The organism is Herminiimonas sp. Marseille-P9896, from assembly GCF_903993245.1.
Lineage (GTDB): Bacteria > Pseudomonadota > Gammaproteobacteria > Burkholderiales > Burkholderiaceae_D > Oxalicibacterium > Oxalicibacterium contaminans.
Genome location: NZ_CAJEVT010000002.1, coordinates 926958 through 951712 on the forward strand (window position 1 = coordinate 926958; position 24755 = coordinate 951712).

Genomic DNA, 24755 nt, shown 5'->3' on the forward strand with positions numbered 1-24755 from the left:
TGAAATGAATATTTCACCTGCCTCCCCTACCACTGCACCACATATCGCGCGTAACTGGCGCAGCCTGGCCTCGCCCCGCATCTTTTATCCATTTGCTGGCAAGCTCATTCCCTGGTTTATCGCCATCGCCGTGATCACCTCCGTAGCTGGTTTATGGATAGGCTTCTTTGTTGCGCCAACGGATCATCAACAAGGTGAGGTCTACCGCATCATTTTCCTGCACGTGCCTGCAGCGTGGATGTCGATGTTTCTGTACTTGCTCGCTGCCATGCATGCGGGCATCGGCCTGGTATTCGGTACACGCCTGTCACCGTTAATGGCGCGTGCATTGGCACCGACCGGTGCGCTGTTCACCGTGATTGCACTATGGACCGGTGCAGCCTGGGGCAAGCCGACCTGGGGTGCATGGTGGGTGTGGGATGCACGCCTCACCTCCGAACTGATTTTGCTATTCCTTTACCTGGGTTACCTCGGATTGGTATCTGCGATCGAGGATCCACGCCGAGCCGATAATGCCGGCGCGATTGTGCTGTTAGCAGGTGTGGTCAACGTCCCCATTATCTATTTCTCGGTGCAGTGGTGGAGTACGCTGCATCAGGGAGCAACCATACGGTTTGATGCCGCACCCAGCATGACTCAAGCAATGCTGGCTGGCATGTTGCTGATGGCCGTAGCCTGCTGGGCCTACAGCATAGCCGTTGCACTGGCGCGGGTACGTTGCCTGATCACTGAGCGTGCTGCACTGGAGAGAACGTGATGAACCATACTTTCTACCTGTCCCTAGCCTACGGTGTCGGCGCAGTGTTACTGCTGCTTGAAATCATTTTATTGCGTCGCCGTTGCCGTCGTGCCCGCAAGTTGCAGCAAGGCGAGCAAGTATGACGCCACGCAAACGACGCCTTGCTTTCATTGCACTCGGGCTCGCTGCGGTATCGATCACGATTGCACTGGTGCTGAATGCCTTGAATAGCAATGTGATGTTTTTTTATAGCCCGAGTCAAATACAGGCTGGTGAAGCGCCGCGCCAGACCAGTTTCAGATTGGGTGGCCTGGTCGAAACCGGTTCCTTGCGGCGTGGTGCTGACGGTCTGGATGTGCATTTCGTAGTGACCGATGGTGCTTACAGTATTCCAGTCAGCTATCGCGGTTTGCTGCCCGATTTGTTCCGTGAAGGTAAAGGCGTGGTGGTCGCCGGTCAGATGCATGATGGCACTGCATTCACAGCAACCGAAGTACTGGCCAAGCACGACGAAAACTACATGCCGCCGGAAGCCGCCGCGGCCCTGAAGCAAGCACATGATGCCAAGGGAGTGAACCTGAAATGATGCCGGAAGCCGGTCTATTCGCACTGATACTGGCACTACTGGTCGCCGTGGTGCAGGCCATCCTGCCGCTGGCTGGCGCACACTGGGGCATCAATTCATGGATGCGCGTGGCGCGTCCTGCCGCTGCACTGCAGTGCCTGCTGGTCTGGCTGGCACTGGCCATCCTGGCGCATGCTTTTCTGACGAATGATTTCTCTGTCCTGTATGTCGCGTCCAATTCACATACCGACTTGCCTGCCATCTACCGCTTCACTGCGGTATGGGGTGGTCATGAAGGATCGATGTTGCTGTGGCAGGGCTTGCTTTCAGCCTGGACGCTGGCGGTGGCCTTACGCAGTCATCAATTGCCGCAAGCATATGCCGCGCGTGTGCTTGGTGTCATGGCTGTACTCAGTGTCGGACTACTGCTTTTCCTGCTGCTATTGTCCAATCCGTTCGAACGCCTGATTCCGGTCGCGATCCAGGGACGTGACCTCAATCCGCTGCTGCAAGATCCCGGCATGGTGGTGCATCCGCCGCTGCTTTACATGGGCTATGTAGGCTTCTCGGTCGCCTTTGCATTTGCGATTGCGGCGCTGCTGTCGGGTGAACTCAATGCTGCATGGGCGCGCTGGTCACGTCCGTGGACACTGGCGGCGTGGAGCTTTCTCACGCTCGGCATCCTGCTGGGTAGCGGCTGGGCGTACTACCTGCTGGGCTGGGGCGGCTGGTGGTTTTGGGATCCGGTGGAGAATGCGTCCTTCATGCCCTGGCTGGTTGGTACTGCCCTCATCCATTCACTGATTGTCACCGACCAGCGTGGTGCTTTCCGCAGCTGGACAGTGATGCTTGCGATCACTGCTTTCTCGCTGAGCTTGCTGGGTACCTTCCTGGTTCGTTCCGGCGTGCTGACTTCGGTGCATGCCTTCGCCGTCGATCCTGGCCGCGGGCTCTACATCCTCTGCTTCATGGTTTTTGTGGTGGGTACTTCGCTGTTGCTGTTCGCCTGGCGTGCGCCCCGTATCGGATTAGGCGGCTGGTTCTCTGTCCTCTCACGTGAATCACTGCTGCTGGTCAATAACGTGTTGTTCACTGCTGCAGCATTGGCGGTACTGACTGGCACACTTTATCCATTGCTGCTGGATGTGCTCGGCAGTGACAAGATCTCAGTCGGCCCACCCTACTTTGACGCTATTTTTGTTCCGTTGATGGTACCGGCGCTGATGCTGATGGGCGTAGGCCCGCTCGCGCGCTGGAAACGCAGCACCCTGCCCGACCTGAAACGACAGCTACGCTGGGCATTGGTCGCCAGTGGCATCAGCGCCTTATTGCTGGGCTTGCTGTTACCGGTCAGTGCGAGTGGCTGGACACCGATGTCGGCTTTCGGATTATTGCTGGCAACCTGGTGTGTCTGCAGCACGCTGGCGCATGCGTGGCAGCGCTTGAGGGGCAATGGCGGCAATGCACAGCGCGTCTCGCGGCAACCGCTTAGCTGGTGGGGCATGTTGGCCGCGCATTTGGGTATAGGCATATTCGTCTTTGGCGCGACGCTGGCGACCAGCTTTGAAGTAAAGCGCGAGTTGAGCCTGTCCATGCATCAGGATGTCAGCGTTGGCGGCTACGACTTCCGCTTCGACAAACTGGAATTGGTTGCAGGTCCCAACTATGACGCGCAACGTGCGTCCATCAGCGTACAGCGCGATGGCAAACTGGTCGGCGTGTTGCAGCCAGAGAAGCGGCTGTATCGTGCGCAAAATATGCCACTCAGCCAGGCTGCCATCGATAGCGGGCTGACGCGCGATCTGTTCGTCGCATTGGGTGATGCAGTGAATGAAAAAACCTGGACCCTGCGCATCCAGGTCAAGCCTTTCATGAACTGGATCTGGGGTGGTTGCCTGCTGATGGCGCTCGGTGGTTTCCTGGCGCTGGCTGATCGTCGCTATCGTATCTACGCAGCGCGTCGCGCAAACCAGGCTACCGCCACCGCGCCGCTCAAAGCCGGAGGAATCGCCTGATGCGCTACATCCTCCCCCTCGTCGCATTCCTCATCCTGGCGGCAGTACTCGGCCTCGGTCTCCAACGTGATCCGCGCGCACTGCCCTCGGCCTTGCTGGATAGGCCGGCTCCAATGATAGAGCTGCCGTTATTGAATGAAGCACAGCGCCAGTTTGACTCCAGCAAATTGCAAGGCCAGGTCTGGCTGCTCAATGTATGGGCTTCATGGTGCGGTCCCTGCCGTGAAGAATTACCCGCACTGAAAGTGCTGGCGAGTCGCGACCAGGTTCCGCTGTACGGTTTGAATTACAAGGACGATACCGAGCAAGCACGCATGCTATTGCAACAAGTCGGCAATCCTTACCTCGGATCAGCGGTCGACAGCAAAGGCCGCGTTGGTATGGACTATGGCGTGCAAGGTGTGCCTGAGACCTTTGTGATCGATGCTGCCGGACGCATACGTTATCGCCATGTGGGCCCAGTCACGGCGGAAGTATGGCGCGAAAAATTGCTGCCATTGGTGAGGTCCTTGCAATGAGAACGCTGACTTTGCTCCTAAGCCTGCTGCTGGCGACGCCACTATATGCAGTCGACCAGGCCGAACTCGATGCACGCGAAGCACGCTTGGCGTCGCAATTGCGTTGCGTAGTGTGCCAGAACCAGACTGTGGCCGAATCCAATGCGCCACTGGCAGCCGACATGCGCAATGAGATACGCAAGCAATTGGAAAATGGCCGTACGGATCAACAAGTCATCGATTTCTTTGAACAGCGTTATGGCAGCTTCGTGCACTACCTTCCACCATTTCGTCCTGCCACCTGGTTGCTCTGGGGAGCACCTTTCCTGTTTGGCCTGTGCGGATTGGTACTGCTATTCCGCGTACTGCGTCGCCGCAGCCGTGAGCCGCATGCAAGGCCATTGACTGACGAGCAGCGCGCGCAGGCACGTCGTCTATTGAATGAGGATTCAATATCATGAGGATCCCAGCATGAATGCATTGTGGCCCTTATGGGCAAGCGCACTTGCGCTATTGCTGCTGACCCTGGGTGGCTTGCTGTGGCCTTTATTACGCGAGTCCAATGAGACAGTTACTGGCAATCCGGATGCTGGTGAACGCTTGCGCCAGATCTACCGCACCCAGCTCGCGGAACTGGAGCGCGAACACCAGCGCAAGTCCTTGACAGATGATGACTATGCACAAGCTGTCCTTGAACTGGAGCGACGCCTGCTGGAAGACCTGGACGGCATCCCTGCCCCTGTCCAGCTAGCAAAGGAAGGCGTATGGCGTAAACGCATGCCAGCGGCATTCCTGAGTGTGCTGCTACCCGCTGTTGCGTTTGTACTGTATCTGCAGGTCGGTGATCCGCGTGCTGCGGCCACGGTAGCCATGGGGACGCCGGATATCCACGCCAATACTGGTGCCGATGTAGAAGACATGGTGCGACGACTGGAAGAACGCTTGCGCGAGACGCCGGATAATCTCGAAGGCTGGATCGTGCTCGCCCGTTCACGTGAGGTACTGGAAGATTTTCCGGCAGCTACCGCTGCCTATCAGCGCGCGCTGGAACTGGCGGTGCAGCAGAAAACGCCACCAGCATTGCAAGCGCGTCTATATGCCGACATGGCCGACGCGATGGCGTCCGCGCGCGGCGGTGCATTGGATAAGCCGGTGCAAGCCGCACTCAACTCTGCGTTGCAACTGGATGCCGAGCAACCCAAGGCACTGGCACTCGCCGGTACCGCAGCCTTGCGTGAAGGTGACCTCGCCGGCGCGCGGCAATATTGGCAGCGCTTGTTGAAATTACTGGAACCTGATTCCGACATGGCTTTGCGTGTGCAAAACGATCTCGCGCGTCTGGAGCCCGGCAAGCAAGACCAGCCACCAGCCGAAGCCAACGCTGTAGCAGGCCTGACCGGTACCGTAAGGCTGGATCCTGCGTTACAGGACAGAGTTGAACCAGGCGATACCGTATTCATCGTGGCGCGTGCAGCCGAAACCGGTCGCATGCCAGTGGCAGTACTGCGCCTGACTGCAGCACAACTACCTGCGCAGTTCAAACTGGATGATACGAATGCGATGACGCCTGATATGCCGCTGTCGCGTTTCGACGAACTGATGATAGAAGCCCGTATCAGCCGCTCAGGGACGGCTCAACGGCAACCGGGGCAGCCTGTCAGCATCGTGCAAACTGTACGTCGTGGCAGTAGCGGACTCACCTTGCTGATAGGGGCGATTGAGCCCTAACGATAGTTTGACTAATCCGCGCACTGTCAGCTGTCACTGGCGCTTGTGGTGCGTCCGGCGACTTGCAGGACGGCATTGATCACTGTCCTGTATAACGATGCCGGCAGGTCGTGCCCCATCCCCTCTATCAACATCAGCTCGGCATGTGGAATGACGTCCGAAGTATCCATGCCACATGCGGGCAATATCAATGGATCATCCGTCCCATGTATGACCAAGGTCGGCACGGCAATGCTTGCCAGACGCGTGCGTCGATCACCAGTCACAGCCATCGCAGCAATCTGGCGGCCGGTGCCGCCCGGATGATAGGCACGGCGGACTTCATCCAGGATCAACGCACGATGCGCATCTTCATCAAATGTATAACGCGTTCCGGCAATTCGACGCGCGAAAGCCAACGCAACACTTAGATAAGCTGCTTCATCAACCCTTGGGTCAGGCACCGGACGCATCATGCTCGCCATGACATCAGGAGCGGCCTGAGGCAGTGCCGGATTACCGGTGCTTGACATGATAGACGTGAGCGACCGTACCCGATCCGGATACTCACTCGCCATGATCTGCGCAATCATCCCGCCCATGGAACGGCCCACGACATGAGCGCGCTTGATTTCAAGCACATCCAGCAAACCAATTGCATCCGCTGCCATGTCATACAAGGTATAAGGCACATCCGGCCGTTGTCCGGACATGAGTGTCGCCACCAGCGTGTTGAAATCGGGCACACCATGCGTAGTGAAATGCGTCGAACAACCAGCGTCGCGATTATCGAAACGTATAACGCGATAACCGGCCTGTGCCAGTTCCACACAGAATGGATCTGTCCAGCGAATCATTTGCGTGCCCAGCCCGGCGATGAACAGGATGCTCTCGGCAGCTTGGTCGCCGAAACTATCGTAGGCCAGTGTTACATCTCTGACTTTTGCATACTCCATCGCTGTCACCCGCCGAATGAACGTTCAGATAAAGGCAGCAAGCGTGCATCTTCAAGTGCGGCAGCACGGTGACCTATCCCTGCGAGATAAGCCTCATGGCTGGCAAAAGCCAGGAAGGATGCGACACTGTTTTGCCGCACCAGCATTACCTTGTCCCAGCGCTCCTCATCCGGCCCGATAAGCAAGTGACCACCATCACCAAGGAAAACAATGTCACCGCCACTTGCGCGCAAATGAGGCAAGGTATGTTCGATATAGAGGTCGAATGCCGTCGCGCCGCTGATAGGCGTGGCAGGTGCCAGCTCGGGATGTGCCGAATAATCAGCAACGTCGCGGAAGCGCAGCATATTCAGCATGACTATATTTCCCGCCATGCCACGCTTCACAAAGCGCGCGCCCGTGGTTTGTGTCGGTTCCAGATAACTTTTATTCATTGATTCAGACATGGTATGCCTCTGCTCTATTTGCTTATGCTGGCCGCTGGTGCTGACAATTGCAGGATATAAGCCTTGACGTCCTGCGGCCATTTCTTGATCAGTTGTTCCAGCTTCGGATAATCGTGCGCAAACAGTGCCCGTGTAGCCTCTTCGTAGCCAACCCTGTCACCGGCAATCGCCAGCATGAATTGATAAGTCGCCTCCTGCGCTGCTTTCTTTTGCTGTGCTCCCGTATTGCGCCTCGCTTCGTCTACCAGCTTGCGGATGATTGAAGATGCTCCCTCCGGTTGCGCGGCCAGCCATTCCCACTGCGCGGGCAACAGCGTAATCTCTCGTGACACCACGCCCAGTTTGGGCCGTCCCCGACCGCGTGGCTCGGCACCTTCATCCTTGCTTTCAGTTGTCTTGTTTGGTGAACGGAAACGTCCGCTCGTTGCCGGATGTGGTTGCGACAACCTGGCGATGACATCCGCGCTGCTGCCTCGCAAATCCAGATCGATGACGCGTCCATTCGCATCGTCAAAAACCAGGATGGCTTCATTCAGATTGCGCTCAGCTGCCGCTTGCACGCTCAGGATGACATCCGCCAATGGTCCGGACGCCAGGCGCCGCGTGCCCTGGAAGGCTGTGCAAGGTTTGTTTGCTAGATCGGTCATATCGCACACCATGATTTATAGTGAGCGAATAATACCCGGATAAAAATAGTTCGTCAATAATACCCGGGTATTAATTGGCTGCTGTAACACAGCAAATGTGGCAGCATAGAGTTTCTCTCGATAAATACGACAACCATGTCTACTAACAAACTCCCCGTACTGGAATACCTGCAAAAATCCCTGGCTGGCACGCTGCAGGATGGCGACACCACGCATATGCAGTACCCCACTCCGATTTCGCAAACACTGGGGATACGCATCGTTGAAGTTGGCCTCGGTACGGCCACAGTAGAGATAGATGCATCGCCGGATTTGCACGGCAATCAGCAGGCAACTGTTCACGGGGGCTTAATGTGTGAGCTGGCAGATGCGGCAATCGGAACCGCGCATTCAACGCTAATGGCAGAAGGTGAATCATTCGCCAGCATTGATTTAAAGATTAATTTCTTCCGTCCGGTCTGGGCCACCAGATTGCGCGCTACCGCCAAGCCGATACAAAGCGGGCGCACCATCACTCACTACACCTGCGAGATAGTGCGTGAAGATGGCAAGGCGGCTGCGACAGTGATCAGTTCTGTCATGACCTTGCGTGGCGAAAAAGCCCAGGGAAGATAAGGCTACTGCACCTGCCACCACGCTGGCAGCAAGTCCATCACATCCGGCCGCGCAAAGCGATCATCAATCAGGTGGATATAGCCACGGTCATCCTGCGTGCGGATGACGCGACCGGCAGCCTGCACCACTTTCTGCATGCCCGGATAGAGATAGGTGTAGTCATAGCCTTTGCCGAAAATCTGATCCATACGCACACGCATTTCTTCATTGATCGGATTCATTTGCGGCAAGCCTAAGGTAGCGACGAACGCACCGATCAGGCGCTCACCCGGCAAATCCACGCCTTCAGCAAACGCGCCACCGAGTACGGCAAAGCCTATGCCCTGCCCGCCATCAGTGAAACGCGCGAGAAAGTCCTGCTTTTCACCTTCACCCATGCCACGTGACTGCTGCCAGATCGTGACATCCGGATACAGTTCAGCAAATAAATCAAGGACCTGCTGCAGGTAATCAAAGCTGCTGAAGAATGCCATGTAGTTACCCGGCGTATGGCTGTACTGCGCAGCGATCAGCTTGGCGATAGGTGCCAGCGAGTGTGACCGGTGCTGGTAGCGGGTCGAGATGGTGCGCGCTATGCGTACCGATAATTGCTGCGCCATGAATGGTGACTCCACATCTATCCATGCCGTGTCGTCCGGCAAGCCCAGCATGTCGGAATAGAAATGATGCGGCCCCAGCGTGGCGGAGAATAAGGTGGCGGTATGTGCAGTGGCGAAGCGTTGCTTGAGGAAAGGTGCCGGCACGATATTGCGTATGCACAGCGTCGCTTGCGGCTTAGGGCCGGACATGTCCGTGGTGATATCAAACATCGAATGCTCGCCAAACACCTCAGCCAGTTTGGAAAACTGCATCGCATCGAAGTAAAAGCGTTGCAGCTCCGGACTCACGCTATCCGGCTCATCCGTCATCAGATCGGTGATATCGGTACCGGCCTGCTGCAAGGCAAACAGGAATTTTTCCGCGATCGCGTGATACACCGCGTACTCGGCTTCCTGATTGCGATACAAGTCATTCCACTGTCGATTGACGCGATCCAGTACCGTCTTCAATGATTTGGGCGCTGACTTGCGCGCGTAGCGGAAGCTGCTTTGCGTCAGCTCGGCGCTATACATCTTGCGCGCACGCCCCACCATATTGTGTGCTTCATCCACCAGCACGGCGACACGCCAGTCATTCTCTACGGTCAGGCCATACAGCATCGCGCTGATGTCGAAGTAGTAGTTGTAATCCCCGACCACCACATCACTCCACCGCACCAACTCCTGGCTCAGGTAATACGGGCAGACCTGATGCGCGAGCGCGATGGCGCGCAAGGCTTGCTGATCCAGTACCGCTGCCCGGACTGCAGCCTGGCGTGCAGCCACGACGCGATCATAGAATCCCTGCGCCAATGGACAGGACTCACCGTGGCAGGCCTTATCCGGATGCTCACATGCCTTGTCACGTGCGACCAACTCCAACACGCGCAATGGCAAGACGGCAGAGTCCTTGCCCTTGCCGATCAACTCCATCGCATCCAGCGCCAGAGCACGGCCCGGTGTCTTCGCTGCCAGGAAGAATATCTTGTCCAGTTTTTGCCCCGGGCTGGCTTTCAGCAAGGGGAAGATGGTCGCAACTGTCTTGCCTATGCCGGTCGGTGCCTGCGCCATCAGATGACGACCGGACAGTGCTGCCTTGTAAACTGATTCAGCCAGATGACGTTGCCCGGGACGGAATTCCGCATGCGGGAACGCCAGTCCGGTCAGTGCCGTATCGCGCGCCAGCCTGTGCTGGGTCTCTTGTTCCGCCCATGCCACGAAGCGCTCGCACAAGTGATCGAAATGCAGCTCCAGCGCATCGGCCGAGTGCTTCTCGACCAGCATGGTTTCTTTTTGCGTGCCGATATCAAAGTAGACCAGCGCGACATTGATTTCTTTCAAGCCGCGCGTCTGGCACAGCAGCCATGCATATACCTTGACCTGCGCCCAATGCAGCTGGCGGTGGTTGTCGGGTATCGCATGCAGATCACCGCGGAAGGTTTTGAATTCTTCAACCCGGTTGTAGCCAGGATCATAGCCATCGGCGCGACCGCGTACGCGCAACTGCTTATAGAGTCCGCTCAGGCTGACCTCTGCTTCGTAATGTTTGCCACGTCGGGACACCACCGTGCCGTGACCGGCTATGCCTTGCTGTGCGGTCGGTGCGGGCGTGAAGCGCAGGTCCAGGTCGCCGACCTTGGCCGCGAATTCGCACAAGGTGCGCACGGCGACGACATAGCTCACGCTGTCTGCTCCGACCATTGCACATAGGTGACCGCCACCGGCATCTGGTGCGCTATGCAGTAATTGATCCAGCGTATCTGGTTATCCTGCAGACGGTCGCCTGGCCCTTTCACTTCCAGCATGCGGTAACGTTGCTCTTGTGGCCAGAACTGAATCAGGTCAGGCAAGCCGGATCGATTGGCCGGGATATCGCGCAAGATACGTTCGAAATACTTTTTCAAATGTGCCGCCGGGATGCAGTGCAAGGCCAGCTTCAGCAACTCTTCATCTACCGTGCTCCAGAATACGAACGGCGACTGGATGTTGGTTTTCGCATGAAAGGTGTTCATGATGGTTTGCTGGTAACGCCCGTCATCAAGCTGTGCCAGGCACACATCAAACAAATCCTGCCGTTTTTGCACGAAGTCAGGATGATGCAAATCGACTGGCCCCAGATGGAAAGGATGGAAGAATGCACCCGGCAAGGCAGCAAATACCGCAGGCCAGCACAACAAGCCAAACAAGGTATTGATCAGCGCATTCTCGACATAGAACACTGGCGCCTCTGCGCTGGAATAATGTGCTTGCACCACCTGCTCCACAGATGCCGGCAAGGCCGGATAAGGCAAACTCAGGCTTAGTTCTTCGATCGCAGGCGCTTTGTCGGCCAGCACCTTCGCATGCCCTGCCTTGCGTCGCAAACGCGGCAACATGCGCAATAAAGCCTGCTGCTCGGTTTCGCTTTCCGCTTGCTGCCATGCAGTCATGGCCAGTGCATATGCCTCTGCCTCGGCACCACTCTTTTCCAGCACGCGTATGGTACGCACACGCGCTCCAGCGTAGTTGCAGTTGCGATAAAGCGCGAGTGCACTGTCCAGTTCATTACAGCGTTCATACTCTTGCGCAAAGCGAAACAACAGTTTGTTGCGCCGCCCTTCCAGCCAGCTATTTGCATAAGGCACTGTCGGTATATCCGGCAATATCTCATCCAGATACTCGCCTTCATCAAAGCGCTGACGGCAATGATGCAGATGCAGGTAATCGTCTATGTCCTGCCGTGAACGAAATCCGCGCGAGGTTTCTGAGAATTCGACCACTTCATAGCGATAAATGCCCAGATCCGACAGCACGAACTCTGACCAGTCCTGGTACAGATTGCCAAAGAACATCAGGCGCAAACGTTCACACAGCGCTGTGACCTGCACCGCATAAATGGATTCGGCCAACTCCGGTGCCCAGCGCGTCATCGGCTGGCTGTCGGGGAAAGCCTGCGCCAGTTCTTCCAGCATTTCATGCTTCCTGGCCGTGCTGGCGGCTGCAGAGTAGCGAAACGCTAGTGCCAGCTCGGCCTTGCGCAACAAGGCAAATAGCTGCGTCACATTCAGGGACGGGTTTTGCACTATCCATCCCAGCGCAAGCAGAGGTGTCACCGCAGCATCCGGGCAGCCTATTTCTGCATAACGCAATTTACCCGAGCGGAAGACCTCACCCTTACGCATCACCATGCGTACCAGCAAGGCACGCGATGCCTGCGGCAGCGTCGGGAATTGTTCGATGAAGTTACGCTCGTCATCGGCCAACAAATCGCTGTAACGCTGCGCGATCCAGTCAAGGACGCGCTGGAAGTTCTGCAGGTAGTAGAACGGGTCAGGAAGCGTAATGGGCATGGGTGCAGCGACAGAATATTCGATGAGTTACAGCTGTTAGCGTATGGCTGGATCAGGTTTAGCACTGGATATAAAAACAGTATATTGAAGAGCCAGAATAACCGCAATGGCTGACAGGGAATAGCAATTCCATCTTGTTTAAAAAGAGTGCAACGCTTATTATCCAAGGCGTTTCTTTGGTATTTAAGGCCTTACTTCAGGAATCTCCATGTCTGTCACCACTTCCATCTGGCTATTTCAGGTCGTCATCGCTATCGGCCTGGCCAACTGGCTCTCAATTGCAGCGATCAATAATCTGCGCGCATTCCGCGCATCGGTTTGGGCCGTCGGCAATACCATGGCCATGACACCATTAAGCGAAGAACCGCGCATAGATATTCCCTTGCAAACACGTGCAATCACATCTCCAGCCCTGCATCGCCTTGCCCTTGTCGTCGTGATCATTCTGCAAATCATTGCTGCGGTAGCTTGCTGGATGGGTTGTTATCAATTGGCGCTCGCGGGCAACCTGCATGCTGCACGACCATTGCTCAACCTCGCCTTGTGCAGCTTTGCCGCCTTCATCTTTGCCATGCATTTAGGCGGAATATGGTTCGCGTACTGGATACGCCAGGGCGAGCTGCAACTGACGCACATCAGTTTGCTGCTGTGGGCACTGTTAGCCTTTTTCCTTTTTAATATCACCTGGATATAGTCAACCATGCGTGAACGTCTGGAGAAACTGCTGGCTGAAGGGCGCGACAACGCCCTGCTCCGTTTCGGTCTCGGCAACGCCTGCCTGCAGGAAGATGATGCTGCCAGCGCTGTTCTTCATTTACAGCAAGCGACACTGCAAAATCCTGCCTACTCTGCGGCATGGAAACTACTGGGTGTTGCCTTGCGGAAGCTGGAACGCCTGGACGAGGCTGAACAGGCCTGGAATAGCGGCTTAAAAGTCGCACAGGAACAAGGCGACCTGCAGGCGGTCAAGGAAATGACGGTCTTCGTCAAACGCCTGCACCAAGCTAAGTGAGAGCGAAGCACTTACATGCACGGCACTTCGTCTTCACATCAAGCTGATGGCATCTCCTTAAGGCCTATCCAGTGGCCACAGGATGCAGAAAAGATCGCATCGCTGGACGCGTCCTACAGCAGCTTGTACACATATGAAACCAGGCAGAACGGGCTGGGCTTTTCTTTGCACCAGGTCGAGCGCGCAGAGCCTTTCCATAAAAGCTATCCGATGGAGGACATCGCAGATGACGCGCGGGATGCCGACGTCGCCTGGATTGCTGAAGACAGCAGCGGCAAAGTGGCAGGCTTGGCGACCGCCGCATATCAGGAGTGGAATCGCAGCGTGCTGATTACCGGAATCTTTGTCGCACCGGCATACAAGCAGCAAGGCATAGGCCGCAGCCTGCTCGAATTGATAGACAAGTTTGCCCGCACTACTTCGGCACGGTGTTTGCAACTGGAAACGCAGAATACCAACGTCCCCGCCATCAACTTTTATCTGAAAGCAGGCTTTCGCCTGAGCGGCATCAATGTCGATCTTTACGATCCACATCAGGTACAGGCCGGGGAAGCCGCCTTGTACTTCACGCGACCATTAGCACCTGCCTGATCCCCGTCAGCCCTTAGCCATCGCCAGCAAGACCAGCAGCAGGCCGATGAGGCCAGGCAAGGCTTGCGCGTAAAGTATCTTGCGCGCCGCAGTCAGTCCGCCGTAGACACCTGCCACCAGTACGCAGAGCAGGAAGAATATCTTGGTGTGGTCGCCTGCAGCACCCAGCCATACACTCCACAACAAGCCTGCGGCGAGAAAGCCGTTATACAAGCCCTGATTCGCAGCCAGCACTTTCGACGCCGCGGAGAACTCAGCGCTCAGACCAAACGCCTTCCTGCCCTTGGGCGTATCCCATAAAAACATTTCGAGATACAGGATATAGATGTGCAGAATGCCCACCAATGCGGTGGCAATACTTGCGATGGTGTGCATGTCGGAATCTCCCTTATTATTTTTAGCGGGTTGCGACGATGAATAAACGTGGGAAAGGCAGCAATACTGTGCCATCTGACAAGGCAGGATACGCTGCGCGCACCGCATCTTCATAACGCGCCAGATAGTCTTGTTGCTCCTCTTCCGTCAGCGGTGCCAGATAAGGCCGGAGTCCACTGCCCTTGAACCATGCGACCACATCGGCCGCGCCGCCCGGCAAGGCGTGATAGTAGGTGGTGCGCCAGACATCCACGCTTTTGCATAGTGGCCGCAACAATTCGAGGTACCAGTTCGCATTATTGCGTGGGGTACGCCTGACATCGACCAGCCGCTCGGCCCACGGCCCGTTATCTGCGACCTTACGCATGAGTTGATGTGCGGGCTCACCCAGGTTATCCGGTGTTTGCACCGCCAGGACACCACCCGCTTCCAGATTGCTAATCAGTCGCGGATACAGCGTCGCGTGATCCGGTACCCATTGCAATGACGCGTTAGCGAAGATCAGATCAACCTTTGCTGTCGGGTGCCAGTCTTGCGCGCCCATGAGTTCAAACCGGACGCCAGGCAGACGCTTGCGTGCCGTGTCCAGCATATCTTCCGAACTATCCAGCGCCGACACTTGCGCCTCAGGGAAACGTGCGACCAGCGCTTCGGTCGAGTTGCCCGGACCGCAGCCTATATCGACTGCCGTGCGCACCTGCGCCAGCGGGATTGCATTCAGCAGGTCTCGTACCGGACGTGTGCGCTCATCTTCAAAGGTGGTGTACTGCTTCGCATACTGCGTGGCCCAATTCATTTCCTGGCTCCTTCCATACCAACCAATAATGTAAATCCAATCCGCAAACAATAAGGGCGAAACATGCTTGCACACATTTCGCCCCAGTACCGTTTTTTACCTATGCATCAAAGTGCCAGGTCTGCCGTTTCACGTTTAGGTGCAGGCGCAGGAGCTGCCTGCGGCACGACCGTACGATCGATTGCTGGCGGCGGTGTCAGTTGCAACACCTGGCCAGTGCTTACCCATTCCTGATAAACCTTATCCGGCGAGTCGTTCAGCTTGGTGCCGTAACTCGGCACGATCTGGCGGATTTTGCCTTGCCACGCTGGTGATGCAACTTTGTCCTTGAACACTTTCTTCAGCACATCCAGCATGATAGGTGCCGCAGTCGATGCACCTGGCGATGCGCCGAGCAAGCCCGCTATGCTGCCATCTTTCGATGCCACCACTTCGGTGCCGAGCTTCAATACGCCGCCCTTGTCTGCATCACGCTTGATGATTTGCACGCGTTGACCAGCCTGCCACAAGCGCCAGTCTTCTTTCTTCGCATTCGGGAAGTATTCCTGCAATGCTTTCAGGCGATCATCATCTGACAGCATCAACTGACCGGCCAGGTATTCCACCAGCGGATACTCGGCAACGCCGACTTTGACCATAGGCCAGACATTGTGTGTGGTCGTGCTGGTCAGCAAATCAAAGTAAGAACCTTCCTTCAGGAACTTGGTGGAGAAAGTGGCAAATGGTCCAAACAGGATCACGCGCTTGCCATCCAGCACGCGGGTATCCAGATGCGGCACCGACATCGGTGGCGCACCGACCGAAGCCTTGCCATACGCTTTTGCCAGATGACGTTCGGCAATTGCCGGATTCTCCGTTACCAGGAAGGAGCCGCCCACCGGGAAGCCTGCATATTCATTGGCTTCTGGTATGCCGGACTTTTGCAGCAAGTGCAAGGCGCCGCCACCGGCACCGATGAAGACGAACTTGGCATCGGTTTCAGTTTTAGTGCCATCCTTGACGTTCTTGTAGCCTATGCGCCAGGTGCCATCCGCATTACGCTTGATGTCTTGTACTTCGCTGGACAGCTTGAGGGAGAAGTTAGGCTTGCTTTGCAGGTTGGCGACGAACTGGCGGGTGATCTCACCAAAGTTGACGTCGGTACCGATAGGCGTCCAGGTAGCTGCGATCTTCTGGTTGGCAGGACGGCCTTCCATCATCAGCGGTACCCATTTCTTGATTTGCTCTGGATCTTCCGAATACTGCATGCCGCGGAACAACGGGCTGGCCTGCAATGCGTCGTAGCGTTTCTTCAGGTATTTGATATTCTCGTCGCCCCAGACGAAGCTCATATGTGGGGTCGAGTTAATGAAGGAGCGCGGATTCTTCAGGACGCCGTTCTTGACTTGCCAGGCCCAGAATTGACGGGAGATCTGGAAGGCTTCATTGATTTCGATCGCTTTCACAATCTCAATCTTGCCATCCTTGGTTTCCGGTGTGTAGTTCAGTTCGGCGAGTGCCGAGTGACCAGTACCGGCGTTGTTCCAGCCATTTGAGCTTTCCTTGGCGACGCCATCAAGACGCTCGACCATTTCCATGCTCCAGCCGGGTTCCAGTTCATTGAGCCAGATCCCGAGTGTGGCGCTCATGATGCCGCCACCGATCAACATGACATCTACTTTTTTAATTTCTGCAGCGTGCAGAGGCGTGACTACGAGGGTAAAAAGAAAGCCAAATATGGCGAGGTGGTTTTTTTTAAACATTATCGAATCCCTTGATTCATTGATTAACATCCGCTTTCATGTAAGGCAACGGTACTTGCTACATGTACAAACCTAAGGACAGTGTGTGTCCCCGGCAGTGCTGATATGGTGAAGATTCAATACGGAGGTACGAGGCCCTCCTGAGACTGTCTTTCCGGCGAGTAAGCTTTCTGTAACAGACCGATGGAATTTTACTCTTCCTTGGCTTTTCAGGCTTTGCACCACGATTTGGCTGCTATAGTCCTGCCTCTCCGGCTGCATCGCAGATCATGCAAAATTGCAGATCATCGTTACTGCTTAAAAGTTCAACCGCTCGCAATAAATGAATTTGAAGACCCTATTCCGCTCCACCCTTGTGCTGTCTTGCCTGCTCCTGATCACTACTTCGGCATCAGCCGCACCGCGCGCCAAGCCGCTGCATGAACGCACCTATAAAAACTGTCTGGTAGTCGGCGTGACCGATGGCGACACATTGAAAGCACGCTGCGGCAAGCCGGGCTCATACCAGAAAATGATCGTGCGACTCGGCGGCATAGATGCGCCGGAACGCAAGCAAGCGTATGGCAACCGTGCACGCAAGGCTTTGAGCGACCTGAGCTTTGGCAAGCAAGCGAATCTGGTGTGCAATGCGCGCGACCAGTACAAACGTCACATATGCAAAGTGATGGTAGCGCCCGGCTCTGCGCCAAATGGCGCCAAGACGCTGGATAGTGGTCTCGCACTAATTACCGTCGGCCTCGGCTGGTGGTACAAGGCTTACGCGCATGAACAAAGCCCGCAGGAGCGTGGACAATATGAATTCGCTGAATTTGAGGCACGCGCCAAACACGCTGGTTTATGGGCTGATGCGCTTCCGGTAGCACCGTGGGAATGGCGCAGGAATGAAAAGGCGCGACACGATCAGCAGCACTAACTGATCAGCAAGGAATGCCTCGGCATCCCTGCCATCTCCGGTTTACTTATCGGTATCAGCTTGCAGTGCTTTACCTATCGCGTAGAAATTACCGCCTGCTATGTAGTGCAGGCTACCCAGTTCCGGGTTCGCATCTTCAAAATGCCAATGCCCATCCCTGAACACGCGGGTATCTGACCAGGCACCGACGACTTCGCCGATGAACAGATCATAGGTATTTTGATTGTGTGCTTCCGGGATGAGGCGGCATGCCAGCCAGGCCGAGCATCCTGCGACAAATGGCGTCTCATAGCCATCGATCTGAAACAACTCCACGCCAGCACGTTCCAGTTTATCAGGCTCCTGCAGCAGGCTCTTGCTGCCTACATCGTGTGTCAACTGCAGCTGTGCCACGGTCGGCACCTGGATCACGAAATTGCCACTGTTTTCCACCAGCGCGCGTGTCCGTGTCGCCTTGTCGATCACGACAGTCAACTTAGGCGGCGCAAAGTCCAGCGCGCAACACCATGCTGCCGCCATCACATTGTTTACACCTGCATGACTGGCCGACACCAGCACGGTCGGCCCGTGGTTGATCAATCTGTAGGCCTTTTCCAGCGCGACTGGCGCGATATGTTTATCCATATAAATTCATCCGTGCAGCAAGAGCAACGACGAGAGTAATAATCAGAGACGCATCATGCCTGATAAGGTGTAATCACGTTGAAACAGAATTTGGGTGAAGTTAAGCCACGAGCCGCTCATGACAAGGAGCGGCTCGCTTCCGGTGCCTGAGCGGCACTTTACGAAGCTGAGATCTTCAGGGTGTAGTCAGATTTGACACCCTTGCGCGCAGCAGCACGATTGATGTAAATCCGTATCGTGTAATTGCCCGACACATCCAGCCGCTGGCGCCATTCATTCGCACCCTGCATTTCTCCGACGAATAAGGCGGTCGCGTCATGCGGCGGCAGGATATTGAAATACGTCGAGTTGGCTTTGCTGGCCTTCATGCTGACCGTGAGTGTTTCCCCTTGCTTGACGCCCACGATAAAATCCTTGGTCGATTTTTCCGGCCCCTGCAAGCGTCCTTTCAGGACCACAGGCTCGGCGCCGCGCAGCGCGATCGCATAGACCGGTATGCTGTCTTCTGCCGTGGCCACGCCTGCTGCACCAAGTAAGGCACAGCCGATCAAAATTGTCTTTGCAAATTTACGCAACATATACCCGTCCCTAGAGAATAGCCTTGCGTCAAACGAATGACGCAAGGACTCTGTTTTTGTTGTGTTTGTTGTTTACTGCAGGTCTGTTATTTTAATCTGATCACGCCGCATGACAGGCGCTTGCCCGAGTTGCCGGTTGGCTGTGTCACGAAATCATCCGGATCCGCATGCACGATCAGGCCTTTGCCTATGATGCTATTGGCCGCATTCGGATCAAGTGTGATCTGGCTGGTGGTGAGGTTGAGTGCAGCATTGCCATTGGAGTCGGCCGACAAGTTGCCGAAGTCGCCACCGTGGTGTTCAGAATGGCCGGGTGCGCCGTGCTTCTTGCCATCAGGATTGAAGTGGCCGCCGGTGCTCATGCCATCCGGCGCACTGCAATCACCTTTTTCATGGATGTGGAAACCATGCAGGCCAGGCGACAAACCGGTGATGCGTGCGCTGACCAGAACCTTGTCACCGCTTTGCTTGAAGGAGACGACGCCGTTGGTGGTATTGCCTGCAGTTGGCTGCATCACGGCTTCTGCAGTCGGGCCAGAACCATAGCTGGCACAACCGGTAGCAACGATGGCAGCTGTCAATAGTGTAAGGACTGGAAGGGTTTTCATGCGTGAGCTCCTCTTTTAATGTGGATATTGCGATCAACAAAAATACCTGGATTACACATTCCTGCTGCTGGATCACTGCTGGCTAACTCCGTTGTACACGCAGCCGCAGAAAATGCCAATTTTTATTAGCAATACTTCTACACCTTCATAATGACGTCACAGGCGGCGACTAGTTCCTCTGCCAGCGTTTTAGTATGCGTAGAGGCATCACCTTGCATATGCAAGGTTACCTCCAGATCAGGCACGGCGGCAAAACCGTCAGCCTCGTCCAGCACCTTGTGCTGCGCCGCCATGCGCCGTGGCAACAAGCTAATGCCTAGTCCATCCTGGACTGCTGCACTGACACTGGCCAGGCTGGTACTCACGAAACCGATGCGCCAGCGCTGCCCGGTCGCATCCAGCGCGTGCGTCATTTCATTACGATACAAGCCGCCAATAGGGAAAGCCACCAGCGGCACCGGATTGCGTCCGGCGGCGGGATGCTCACGGCTATCGACCCAGCACAGTGGCTCGGGCCAGCTCGCAATGCCGGGCGCGCTATCCTTGCGCTGTTTCACCAGCGCCATGTCCAGCTTGCCTTGCTGGAATAAGCGCCACAACTCATGACTCAAACCGCTGGTAATTTCGAGGCGTATGCCTGGATAGTTTTCTGCGAACGTGGCAAGTATCGGCGTCAGCGCATGTGCGGCGAAATCCTCCGGCACACCAAGCTGAATTTCACCTTGCTCCACGCTTTGCGTGACCTGCTCGACCGCCTCATCCATTAATTGCATGATGCGTCGTGCGTAACCGAGCAGGCGTTCGCCTTCGGGCGTAGTGGCGACGTAGCGCCCGTTGCGATTAAGCAAATCACAACCGAACTGGATTTCGAGACGCCGGATTTGCTGGCTCACTGTCGATTGCGTCAGATGTACGCTATCTGCCGCGCGTGTGAAACTGCCGGTGTCGGCAACCGCGACGAAACTGCGTAAAAGTATCGGGTCCAGTATTTTCGAGGCTGACATATTCAAGGCTAGTATTAGATATGCTCTCAGCCATGCTGTTCGTCTGCGTGGCTGAATACTTAATGTAATACCTTAGGTATGGGTAAATACACTGAATACTATTCAAACATTTAATTTTTAAATCCACAAGCGTCTGCCTAGAATGAAGCATATACAGATTGCCCCACTTGCCAAGTTGAAACGTTCCATGTTGAAACGCCTCTGCTCGCTCATCGTTTTTTCCTGCCTCATGCTCTTGCTTCCTGTCCATGCAACGCCTTTGCTCAATGCCGTTGCCAACAATGATTTAACTGCCGTTCAGTCCATCCTGCAGCAAAGCAGCAACCGTAATCAGCTGGAAACACGTGATGAATTGGGCCGTACGCCTTTGTTAATGGCGACTGACCACAACCGGATTGCCATCGCGCGTGAACTGATCGCGGCTGGAGCTGACGTGAATGCCAAGGATGCACGGCAAGACAGCCCTTACCTGCTGGCCGGTGCCCAGGGTCGGCTGGAAATACTGAAGATGACACTGGCACATGGTGCCGACCTCGGCAGCACCAATCGTTATGGCGGCACCGCCTTGATTCCAGCTGCCGAGCGCGGCCATGTTGCGGTCGTGCGCACCCTGATCGATGCGGGCGTGAAGGTAGACCACATTAATCGCCTCGGCTGGACCGCTTTACTGGAAGCGATCATTCTTTCTGATGGTGGTACACGGCACCAGGAAATCGTGCATCTGCTGATCGCCGCCGGCGCGAATGTGAATCTTGCGGACAAAGACGGCGTCACACCACTACAGCATGCACAGCGACGCAACTACACAGCGATGGTGGCGCAGTTACGCGCTGCCGGAGCACGCTGATTATTGAAATTCAAAAATCACAAAACAATCACAAAAGGAGCTTGCTTATGTCATCCAATCACGAGAAATTCCTGCGTCAGGCGGTCAATCTGGCGAAAGACAACAAGACACGCGGCGGCCGTCCTTTCGGCGCGGTGCTGGCCGTCGGCGGAGAATCGATAGCGATAGGCGTCAACAACATTGTGCATAGCAACGACCCGACCACGCATGCAGAAATGGAAGCGATCCGTGTCGCCAGCCAGAAGCTGGGACGCCCGAACCTGAAAGGCAGTGTGATTTACGCCAGCGGCCATCCCTGCCCTATGTGCCTGGCAGCGATGTTGCTGACTGGTGTCGACGAGGTCTACTACGCGTTCGATAACAACGACGCTGCACCGTATGGCCTGTCCAGCGAAGCCGTGTATCAAAAACTGGGCGTAACTTTACAGCCGCAACCATTGCCGTTGACGCGACTCGATGTTGGCGTCACCGCAGCACAGTTGTATGGCGGCGAAGCCTGAACACGCTGATCTGAAAAAAATGCCTGAGCCGGTTTAATCCCGCTCAGGCATTTTTGTATGCGCGTTCCAGCGTCGCGATATCTAGCTTTTTCATTTGCAGCATCGCCGCCACCGCGCGTTGCGCGCCGGCGGAATCACCACCTTGCAGCATCTCTATCAATGGCCTGGGCACGATTTGCCACGACAAACCGTAACGATCGCTGAGCCAGCCGCATTGACTCTCCTGTCCACCGACCAGCAGTTTCTCCCACATATCATCGACTTCCTGCTGGTTTTCGCAGTAGACGATGAAAGAAGTTGCAGGTGTAAAACTGAAATCGGCACCGCCGTTCAGGGCGAGGAATTCCTGTCCATCCAGTACAAAGCGTATCGTCATCACCTTGCCTTTCGGCATCGGCATGTGATCCAGGTAGTAGGTGGTTTCCAGTACCTCGGTGTTTTTGAATGTTGATGTATAGAAAGCGACTGCTGCTTCTGCCTGTCCGTTGAACCACAGGCAAGGACAAATCTTTTGCATGGTAGTCTCCTTGAACACCTGCTACAGGTGTCAACTTCTGACTCCATCTCCATGCGTTTGTTCAGATCGACATATATTTATTCCTGCAGCACAAGAGATGCGGATTTTCAGCTAAGATAGCACTCATATGTCAGCGCAACTGGCAAACATAAGAGGAGAATTGCATGGGCGTCTTGTCTACCCTAAAGGCATCACAATGATAGCCATCATATTTGAAGTCATTCCACATCCGGAGTTGAAGCAGAACTACCTGGATACCGCAGCGGCACTGCGCCCGCACCTGGAAAAAATGGATGGGTTTATATCTGTCGAACGCTTCCAGAGCCTGACCAATCCCGACAAAGTCCTGTCGCTGTCCTATTGGCGCGATGAAGCGGCAGTTCAAAACTGGCGCAACCTGGAGGTGCACCGCAAGGCGCAAGCCGCTGGGCGCGACCATATCTTTGCTGATTACCGTTTGCGGGTGGCGCATGTGCTGCGCGATTACGGCTTGAATGAGCGAGCCGAAGCGCCGGATGATTCACGTCAGGCGCACAAGGCCTGATCTGATTAACTAACAGCTCGGACGCCGGTACTCGCAGTTTTTTACCGGCGTTCTTTATGTTCCTTATCGAATTTCTTCTCGGCCTCCGCCAGGTGGCTGATCAATATATGTGAAATGATATTCACGCCTATACCGGCAAAGATCGCCGGGATCAAGTACAAAGCCACCGACATTTCCGAAGCAAAGATGCTGTCATCCAGCAAGGATGGCGTATCCCGCGCCAGTATCCGCAGCAAGTGCAGGAGGAAGATATTCCCGCCTGACACCGCAATCAGGAGCACGCCAAACAGCAGCACGACTTTGCGCGAGATCGAGCGCTTCCACATCATGTAACTGTATATGCCGATCGGGAGCACGAAGGTGCAGGCTATCAGCATGAAAAACTGAATCTCTACAAACACGGAATTATTCATTTCCAGCCCTCATCACTACCGTTCGGCTATCAGACAGCCTTGCTGTCCGGAGATTCCTAGGGTTTCAGCTTATTTTAAGCAAGCGAATGTAAAGTTATTCCTTCGCTTTTACGCGCTTTTGTAAAGTAATTAAACGCTCAGGCTTTTTATGCAAATGCGCCCTATAATCAATCTCCCAAATCGCGCAGATATCACCCGCCGCAAATGACCGACCATACCGACAGCAGCACTCCCCCAGCAGCACCCCGCCCTAACCGTACGCGCCCTGGCAAAACCCGCCGCACCCTGATCTGGATACTCGTCATACTGATAGCAGCCGGACTCGGCTTCTGGTGGTGGAAAAGCCCGTCCAGCGAAAACAAGGCGGCGCAAGGCGGTGGCGGCCGTTTCGGCGGACCGAATATGGTGCAACCGGTATCGGTGGCGGAAGCGCGGCGGCAGGATATACGCGTCACCGTGAACGCCATCGGCAGCATCAATGCCGCCAATACCGCCATCGTACGGGTGCAAGTCAGCGGCGTCCTGCAGCAAATCAATTTCAAGGAAGGCCAGCAAGTCCAGGCCGGTCAATTGCTCGCACAAATCGATCCGCGTGCGTTCCAGGCCACGCTGGGCCAGGCTGAAGGCGTATTAGCGCGCGACAAGGCGCAACTCGACAATGCCCGCATCGACCTCGCCCGTTACAAGGATTTGCTGTCCAAAGACGCCATCCCTAAACAGCAACTCGATACCCAGGAAGCACTGGTACGCCAGCTTGAAGGCACCGTCAAATCCGACCAGGGCACGGTAGACAGCGCCAAACTGCAGCTGTCCTACACCCGCGTCACCGCACCTATCGCTGGTCGCGTCGGTCTCAAGCAGGCTGATCTCGGCAATGTGGTACAGCCTTCAGACACCAACGGTGTCGTCATCATTACGCAAACCCGCCCTATCGCACTGGTGTTCTCGGTGCCATCGGCCAACGTCCCTGCCATCACCACTCGCCTGCGTGCGAATGAAAGCATGGCCGTCGAAGCCTGGGATCGCACTGGCAAAACCAAGCTGGCGACCGGCCAGCTGTCTACAGTCGACAACACGATTGATGTGACCACCGACACCATCAAGGTGAAAGCGATGTTCCCCAACCTGGACGATGCGCTCTTCCCTAACCAGGCGGTCAGCGTCGTGATGCAGCTCAACACCCTGAAAGATGTGCTGGCCGTACCGCAAGCAGCCGTCCTGCGCGGCGCGCAAGGCTTCTATGTATACGTCGTCAATGCTGACAGCACCGTCAGTACCCGTGTCGTCAAACCCGGCGCGATCGACAGTGGCTGGATGGCAGTCGAAGCCAAGCTGGAAGCAGGAGAAAAAGTCGTGATCGACGGTACCGACCGCCTGCGCGAAGGCGGCAAGGTCGAAGTCATCGCCGCCGATCCCAAGCAGCGTGCCGGTGCGAGCCCGCCACCAGCAGACAGCAAGCGTCGCAACATCCCGCCGGAAATGGCAGAAAAGCTGAAGAATATGAGCCCGGAAGAACGTCGCGCATGGTTCCAGCAAAACGGTGGCGGCAAGAAAGATAAGCAGGACAAACCAGCCGCTCCGTCCAACTGAAGTTGTT

General features: G+C 55.6%; 30 protein-coding genes. 16 read left to right on the forward strand and 14 right to left on the reverse strand.

The window, feature by feature from the left end; all coding sequences use genetic code 11:
- Nucleotides 1-4 precede the first annotated feature (4 nt).
- Genes ccmC through ccmI form a run of 7 tightly spaced genes read left to right on the forward strand, consistent with a single transcriptional unit; the run spans nucleotide 5 to nucleotide 5544 of the window.
- The gene (gene ccmC / locus H7U06_RS09830; protein ID WP_175625935.1) at nucleotides 5-757 is read left to right on the forward strand and encodes a heme ABC transporter permease CcmC; all 753 of its coding nucleotides are present in this window, start codon (nucleotides 5-7) and stop codon (nucleotides 755-757) included.
- Entirely contained in the window at nucleotides 757-882 is a 126-nt protein-coding gene (ccmD, locus tag H7U06_RS09835) for a heme exporter protein CcmD (protein WP_254873214.1), read from the forward strand. Before ccmC ends, ccmD begins: the two co-directional genes overlap by 1 nt.
- Entirely contained in the window at nucleotides 879-1325 is a 447-nt protein-coding gene (gene ccmE, locus H7U06_RS09840; RefSeq protein ID WP_175625937.1) for a cytochrome c maturation protein CcmE, read from the forward strand. Before ccmD ends, ccmE begins: the two co-directional genes overlap by 4 nt.
- Nucleotides 1322-3319 (forward strand): heme lyase CcmF/NrfE family subunit, encoded by a 1998-nt coding sequence (locus H7U06_RS09845; protein WP_175625938.1) that lies wholly within the window; start codon nucleotides 1322-1324, stop codon nucleotides 3317-3319. Before ccmE ends, H7U06_RS09845 begins: the two co-directional genes overlap by 4 nt.
- Entirely contained in the window at nucleotides 3316-3837 is a 522-nt protein-coding gene (locus H7U06_RS09850) for a DsbE family thiol:disulfide interchange protein (protein WP_254873215.1), read from the forward strand. Before H7U06_RS09845 ends, H7U06_RS09850 begins: the two co-directional genes overlap by 4 nt.
- On the forward strand, nucleotides 3834-4277 hold the full coding sequence (locus tag H7U06_RS09855) for a cytochrome c-type biogenesis protein (protein ID WP_175625940.1): 444 nt from the start codon (nucleotides 3834-3836) through the stop codon (nucleotides 4275-4277). Before H7U06_RS09850 ends, H7U06_RS09855 begins: the two co-directional genes overlap by 4 nt.
- A 10-nt stretch (nucleotides 4278-4287) precedes the next feature.
- Nucleotides 4288-5544: a c-type cytochrome biogenesis protein CcmI gene (gene ccmI / locus H7U06_RS09860; RefSeq protein ID WP_175625941.1), complete on the forward strand. Its 1257-nt coding sequence runs from the start codon at nucleotides 4288-4290 to the stop codon at nucleotides 5542-5544.
- A gap of 26 nt (nucleotides 5545-5570) precedes the next feature.
- Here the strand turns inward: ccmI and H7U06_RS09865 are convergent, their stop codons facing one another.
- Genes H7U06_RS09865 through H7U06_RS09875 form a run of 3 tightly spaced genes read right to left on the reverse strand, consistent with a single transcriptional unit; the run spans nucleotide 5571 to nucleotide 7572 of the window.
- Nucleotides 5571-6479: an alpha/beta fold hydrolase gene (locus H7U06_RS09865; protein ID WP_175625942.1), complete on the reverse strand. Its 909-nt coding sequence runs from the start codon at nucleotides 6477-6479 to the stop codon at nucleotides 5571-5573.
- A 5-nt stretch (nucleotides 6480-6484) separates the two neighbouring features.
- Nucleotides 6485-6925: a DUF1330 domain-containing protein gene (locus H7U06_RS09870; protein ID WP_175625943.1), complete on the reverse strand. Its 441-nt coding sequence runs from the start codon at nucleotides 6923-6925 to the stop codon at nucleotides 6485-6487.
- 14 nt (nucleotides 6926-6939) lie between these two features.
- Nucleotides 6940-7572 (reverse strand): DUF2239 family protein, encoded by a 633-nt coding sequence (locus H7U06_RS09875; protein WP_175625944.1) that lies wholly within the window; start codon nucleotides 7570-7572, stop codon nucleotides 6940-6942.
- Between the two features lie 135 nt (nucleotides 7573-7707).
- Here H7U06_RS09875 and H7U06_RS09880 point away from each other — a divergent pair, with 135 nt between their 5' ends.
- Entirely contained in the window at nucleotides 7708-8187 is a 480-nt protein-coding gene (locus H7U06_RS09880) for a PaaI family thioesterase (protein ID WP_175625945.1), read from the forward strand.
- Between the two features lie 2 nt (nucleotides 8188-8189).
- On the opposite strand, the gene H7U06_RS09885 is transcribed toward H7U06_RS09880, so the two are convergent.
- A complete protein-coding gene (locus tag H7U06_RS09885) occupies nucleotides 8190-10448 on the reverse strand; it encodes an ATP-dependent DNA helicase (protein WP_175625946.1) in 2259 nt (752 codons plus the stop codon).
- Nucleotides 10445-12094, reverse strand: coding sequence for a VRR-NUC domain-containing protein (locus tag H7U06_RS09890; protein ID WP_175625947.1), 1650 nt, complete (start codon nucleotides 12092-12094; stop codon nucleotides 10445-10447). Before H7U06_RS09890 ends, H7U06_RS09885 begins: the two co-directional genes overlap by 4 nt.
- 208 nt (nucleotides 12095-12302) lie before the next feature.
- Between H7U06_RS09890 and H7U06_RS09895 the strand changes: the two genes are divergently transcribed.
- From H7U06_RS09895 to H7U06_RS09905, 3 genes are read left to right on the forward strand one after another with little or no spacing between them, the layout of a single operon-like run.
- Nucleotides 12303-12788, forward strand: coding sequence for a DUF2165 family protein (locus tag H7U06_RS09895; RefSeq protein WP_175625948.1), 486 nt, complete (start codon nucleotides 12303-12305; stop codon nucleotides 12786-12788).
- Nucleotides 12789-12794: 6 nt separating this feature from the next.
- Nucleotides 12795-13106 carry a tetratricopeptide repeat protein gene (locus H7U06_RS09900; protein WP_175625949.1) on the forward strand — a complete coding sequence of 104 codons (312 nt, stop codon included), beginning with the start codon at nucleotides 12795-12797 and terminating at the stop codon, nucleotides 13104-13106.
- A gap of 15 nt (nucleotides 13107-13121) precedes the next feature.
- Nucleotides 13122-13697 (forward strand): GNAT family N-acetyltransferase, encoded by a 576-nt coding sequence (locus H7U06_RS09905; RefSeq protein WP_175625950.1) that lies wholly within the window; start codon nucleotides 13122-13124, stop codon nucleotides 13695-13697.
- A gap of 6 nt (nucleotides 13698-13703) precedes the next feature.
- Here H7U06_RS09905 and H7U06_RS09910 read toward each other — a convergent pair whose 3' ends face one another.
- The 3 genes from H7U06_RS09910 to mqo all read right to left on the reverse strand — a co-directional run bounded on the left by H7U06_RS09910 (nucleotide 13704) and on the right by mqo (nucleotide 16610).
- Nucleotides 13704-14072 carry a DUF1304 domain-containing protein gene (locus H7U06_RS09910; protein WP_175625951.1) on the reverse strand — a complete coding sequence of 123 codons (369 nt, stop codon included), beginning with the start codon at nucleotides 14070-14072 and terminating at the stop codon, nucleotides 13704-13706.
- Between the two features lie 22 nt (nucleotides 14073-14094).
- Entirely contained in the window at nucleotides 14095-14868 is a 774-nt protein-coding gene (gene tam, locus H7U06_RS09915) for a trans-aconitate 2-methyltransferase (protein WP_175625952.1), read from the reverse strand.
- Between the two features lie 107 nt (nucleotides 14869-14975).
- Complete coding sequence (mqo, locus tag H7U06_RS09920; protein ID WP_175625953.1) at nucleotides 14976-16610, reverse strand: malate dehydrogenase (quinone); 1635 nt, start codon at nucleotides 16608-16610, stop codon at nucleotides 14976-14978.
- A gap of 322 nt (nucleotides 16611-16932) precedes the next feature.
- Between mqo and H7U06_RS09925 the strand changes: the two genes are divergently transcribed.
- The gene (locus tag H7U06_RS09925) at nucleotides 16933-17523 is read left to right on the forward strand and encodes a thermonuclease family protein (protein ID WP_175625954.1); all 591 of its coding nucleotides are present in this window, start codon (nucleotides 16933-16935) and stop codon (nucleotides 17521-17523) included.
- A 42-nt stretch (nucleotides 17524-17565) separates the two neighbouring features.
- Here H7U06_RS09925 and H7U06_RS09930 read toward each other — a convergent pair whose 3' ends face one another.
- The 4 genes from H7U06_RS09930 to H7U06_RS09945 form a co-directional block, all read right to left on the reverse strand.
- Nucleotides 17566-18147 (reverse strand): flavin reductase family protein, encoded by a 582-nt coding sequence (locus tag H7U06_RS09930; protein ID WP_175625955.1) that lies wholly within the window; start codon nucleotides 18145-18147, stop codon nucleotides 17566-17568.
- A 158-nt stretch (nucleotides 18148-18305) separates the two neighbouring features.
- Nucleotides 18306-18725, reverse strand: coding sequence for a hypothetical protein (locus H7U06_RS09935; RefSeq protein WP_175625956.1), 420 nt, complete (start codon nucleotides 18723-18725; stop codon nucleotides 18306-18308).
- Between the two features lie 86 nt (nucleotides 18726-18811).
- Nucleotides 18812-19333, reverse strand: a complete 522-nt coding sequence (locus H7U06_RS09940) for a superoxide dismutase family protein (protein WP_175625957.1) — start codon at nucleotides 19331-19333, stop codon at nucleotides 18812-18814.
- Between the two features lie 137 nt (nucleotides 19334-19470).
- Nucleotides 19471-20337 (reverse strand): LysR family transcriptional regulator, encoded by an 867-nt coding sequence (locus tag H7U06_RS09945; protein WP_175625958.1) that lies wholly within the window; start codon nucleotides 20335-20337, stop codon nucleotides 19471-19473.
- A gap of 187 nt (nucleotides 20338-20524) precedes the next feature.
- Between H7U06_RS09945 and H7U06_RS09950 the strand changes: the two genes are divergently transcribed.
- Nucleotides 20525-21184, forward strand: a complete 660-nt coding sequence (locus tag H7U06_RS09950) for an ankyrin repeat domain-containing protein (protein ID WP_175625959.1) — start codon at nucleotides 20525-20527, stop codon at nucleotides 21182-21184.
- Between the two features lie 47 nt (nucleotides 21185-21231).
- A complete protein-coding gene (locus H7U06_RS09955; RefSeq protein ID WP_175625960.1) occupies nucleotides 21232-21684 on the forward strand; it encodes a nucleoside deaminase in 453 nt (150 codons plus the stop codon).
- A 43-nt stretch (nucleotides 21685-21727) separates the two neighbouring features.
- Here the strand turns inward: H7U06_RS09955 and H7U06_RS09960 are convergent, their stop codons facing one another.
- Nucleotides 21728-22201 carry a VOC family protein gene (locus H7U06_RS09960; protein ID WP_175625961.1) on the reverse strand — a complete coding sequence of 158 codons (474 nt, stop codon included), beginning with the start codon at nucleotides 22199-22201 and terminating at the stop codon, nucleotides 21728-21730.
- Between the two features lie 196 nt (nucleotides 22202-22397).
- Between H7U06_RS09960 and H7U06_RS09965 the strand changes: the two genes are divergently transcribed.
- Complete coding sequence (locus H7U06_RS09965) at nucleotides 22398-22745, forward strand: antibiotic biosynthesis monooxygenase (RefSeq protein WP_175625962.1); 348 nt, start codon at nucleotides 22398-22400, stop codon at nucleotides 22743-22745.
- A gap of 41 nt (nucleotides 22746-22786) precedes the next feature.
- Here H7U06_RS09965 and H7U06_RS09970 read toward each other — a convergent pair whose 3' ends face one another.
- On the reverse strand, nucleotides 22787-23158 hold the full coding sequence (locus H7U06_RS09970; protein WP_175625963.1) for a hypothetical protein: 372 nt from the start codon (nucleotides 23156-23158) through the stop codon (nucleotides 22787-22789).
- A gap of 204 nt (nucleotides 23159-23362) precedes the next feature.
- On the opposite strand from H7U06_RS09970, the gene H7U06_RS09975 reads away from it, so the two are divergent.
- Nucleotides 23363-24748 carry an MdtA/MuxA family multidrug efflux RND transporter periplasmic adaptor subunit gene (locus tag H7U06_RS09975; protein ID WP_175625964.1) on the forward strand — a complete coding sequence of 462 codons (1386 nt, stop codon included), beginning with the start codon at nucleotides 23363-23365 and terminating at the stop codon, nucleotides 24746-24748.
- The last annotated feature ends 7 nt before the right edge of the window (nucleotides 24749-24755 follow it).

Coding starts and splice junctions, on each gene's coding strand:
- ccmC (WP_175625935.1), top strand. CDS start 5: ATGAATATTTCACCTGCCTCCCCTACCACTGCACCACATATCGCGCGT.
- ccmD (WP_254873214.1), top strand. CDS start 757: ATGAACCATACTTTCTACCTGTCCCTAGCCTACGGTGTCGGCGCAGTG.
- ccmE (WP_175625937.1), top strand. CDS start 879: ATGACGCCACGCAAACGACGCCTTGCTTTCATTGCACTCGGGCTCGCT.
- H7U06_RS09845 (WP_175625938.1), top strand. CDS start 1,322: ATGATGCCGGAAGCCGGTCTATTCGCACTGATACTGGCACTACTGGTC.
- H7U06_RS09855 (WP_175625940.1), top strand. CDS start 3,834: ATGAGAACGCTGACTTTGCTCCTAAGCCTGCTGCTGGCGACGCCACTA.
- ccmI (WP_175625941.1), top strand. CDS start 4,288: ATGAATGCATTGTGGCCCTTATGGGCAAGCGCACTTGCGCTATTGCTG.
- H7U06_RS09865 (WP_175625942.1), bottom strand. CDS start 6,479: ATGGAGTATGCAAAAGTCAGAGATGTAACACTGGCCTACGATAGTTTC.
- H7U06_RS09870 (WP_175625943.1), bottom strand. CDS start 6,925: ATGTCTGAATCAATGAATAAAAGTTATCTGGAACCGACACAAACCACG.
- H7U06_RS09875 (WP_175625944.1), bottom strand. CDS start 7,572: ATGACCGATCTAGCAAACAAACCTTGCACAGCCTTCCAGGGCACGCGG.
- H7U06_RS09880 (WP_175625945.1), top strand. CDS start 7,708: ATGTCTACTAACAAACTCCCCGTACTGGAATACCTGCAAAAATCCCTG.
- H7U06_RS09890 (WP_175625947.1), bottom strand. CDS start 12,094: ATGCCCATTACGCTTCCTGACCCGTTCTACTACCTGCAGAACTTCCAG.
- H7U06_RS09895 (WP_175625948.1), top strand. CDS start 12,303: ATGTCTGTCACCACTTCCATCTGGCTATTTCAGGTCGTCATCGCTATC.
- H7U06_RS09900 (WP_175625949.1), top strand. CDS start 12,795: ATGCGTGAACGTCTGGAGAAACTGCTGGCTGAAGGGCGCGACAACGCC.
- H7U06_RS09905 (WP_175625950.1), top strand. CDS start 13,122: ATGCACGGCACTTCGTCTTCACATCAAGCTGATGGCATCTCCTTAAGG.
- H7U06_RS09910 (WP_175625951.1), bottom strand. CDS start 14,072: ATGCACACCATCGCAAGTATTGCCACCGCATTGGTGGGCATTCTGCAC.
- tam (WP_175625952.1), bottom strand. CDS start 14,868: ATGAATTGGGCCACGCAGTATGCGAAGCAGTACACCACCTTTGAAGAT.
- mqo (WP_175625953.1), bottom strand. CDS start 16,610: ATGTTTAAAAAAAACCACCTCGCCATATTTGGCTTTCTTTTTACCCTC.
- H7U06_RS09925 (WP_175625954.1), top strand. CDS start 16,933: ATGAATTTGAAGACCCTATTCCGCTCCACCCTTGTGCTGTCTTGCCTG.
- H7U06_RS09930 (WP_175625955.1), bottom strand. CDS start 18,147: ATGGATAAACATATCGCGCCAGTCGCGCTGGAAAAGGCCTACAGATTG.
- H7U06_RS09935 (WP_175625956.1), bottom strand. CDS start 18,725: ATGTTGCGTAAATTTGCAAAGACAATTTTGATCGGCTGTGCCTTACTT.
- H7U06_RS09940 (WP_175625957.1), bottom strand. CDS start 19,333: ATGAAAACCCTTCCAGTCCTTACACTATTGACAGCTGCCATCGTTGCT.
- H7U06_RS09945 (WP_175625958.1), bottom strand. CDS start 20,337: ATGTCAGCCTCGAAAATACTGGACCCGATACTTTTACGCAGTTTCGTC.
- H7U06_RS09950 (WP_175625959.1), top strand. CDS start 20,525: ATGTTGAAACGCCTCTGCTCGCTCATCGTTTTTTCCTGCCTCATGCTC.
- H7U06_RS09955 (WP_175625960.1), top strand. CDS start 21,232: ATGTCATCCAATCACGAGAAATTCCTGCGTCAGGCGGTCAATCTGGCG.
- H7U06_RS09960 (WP_175625961.1), bottom strand. CDS start 22,201: ATGCAAAAGATTTGTCCTTGCCTGTGGTTCAACGGACAGGCAGAAGCA.
- H7U06_RS09965 (WP_175625962.1), top strand. CDS start 22,398: ATGATAGCCATCATATTTGAAGTCATTCCACATCCGGAGTTGAAGCAG.
- H7U06_RS09970 (WP_175625963.1), bottom strand. CDS start 23,158: ATGAATAATTCCGTGTTTGTAGAGATTCAGTTTTTCATGCTGATAGCC.
- H7U06_RS09975 (WP_175625964.1), top strand. CDS start 23,363: ATGACCGACCATACCGACAGCAGCACTCCCCCAGCAGCACCCCGCCCT.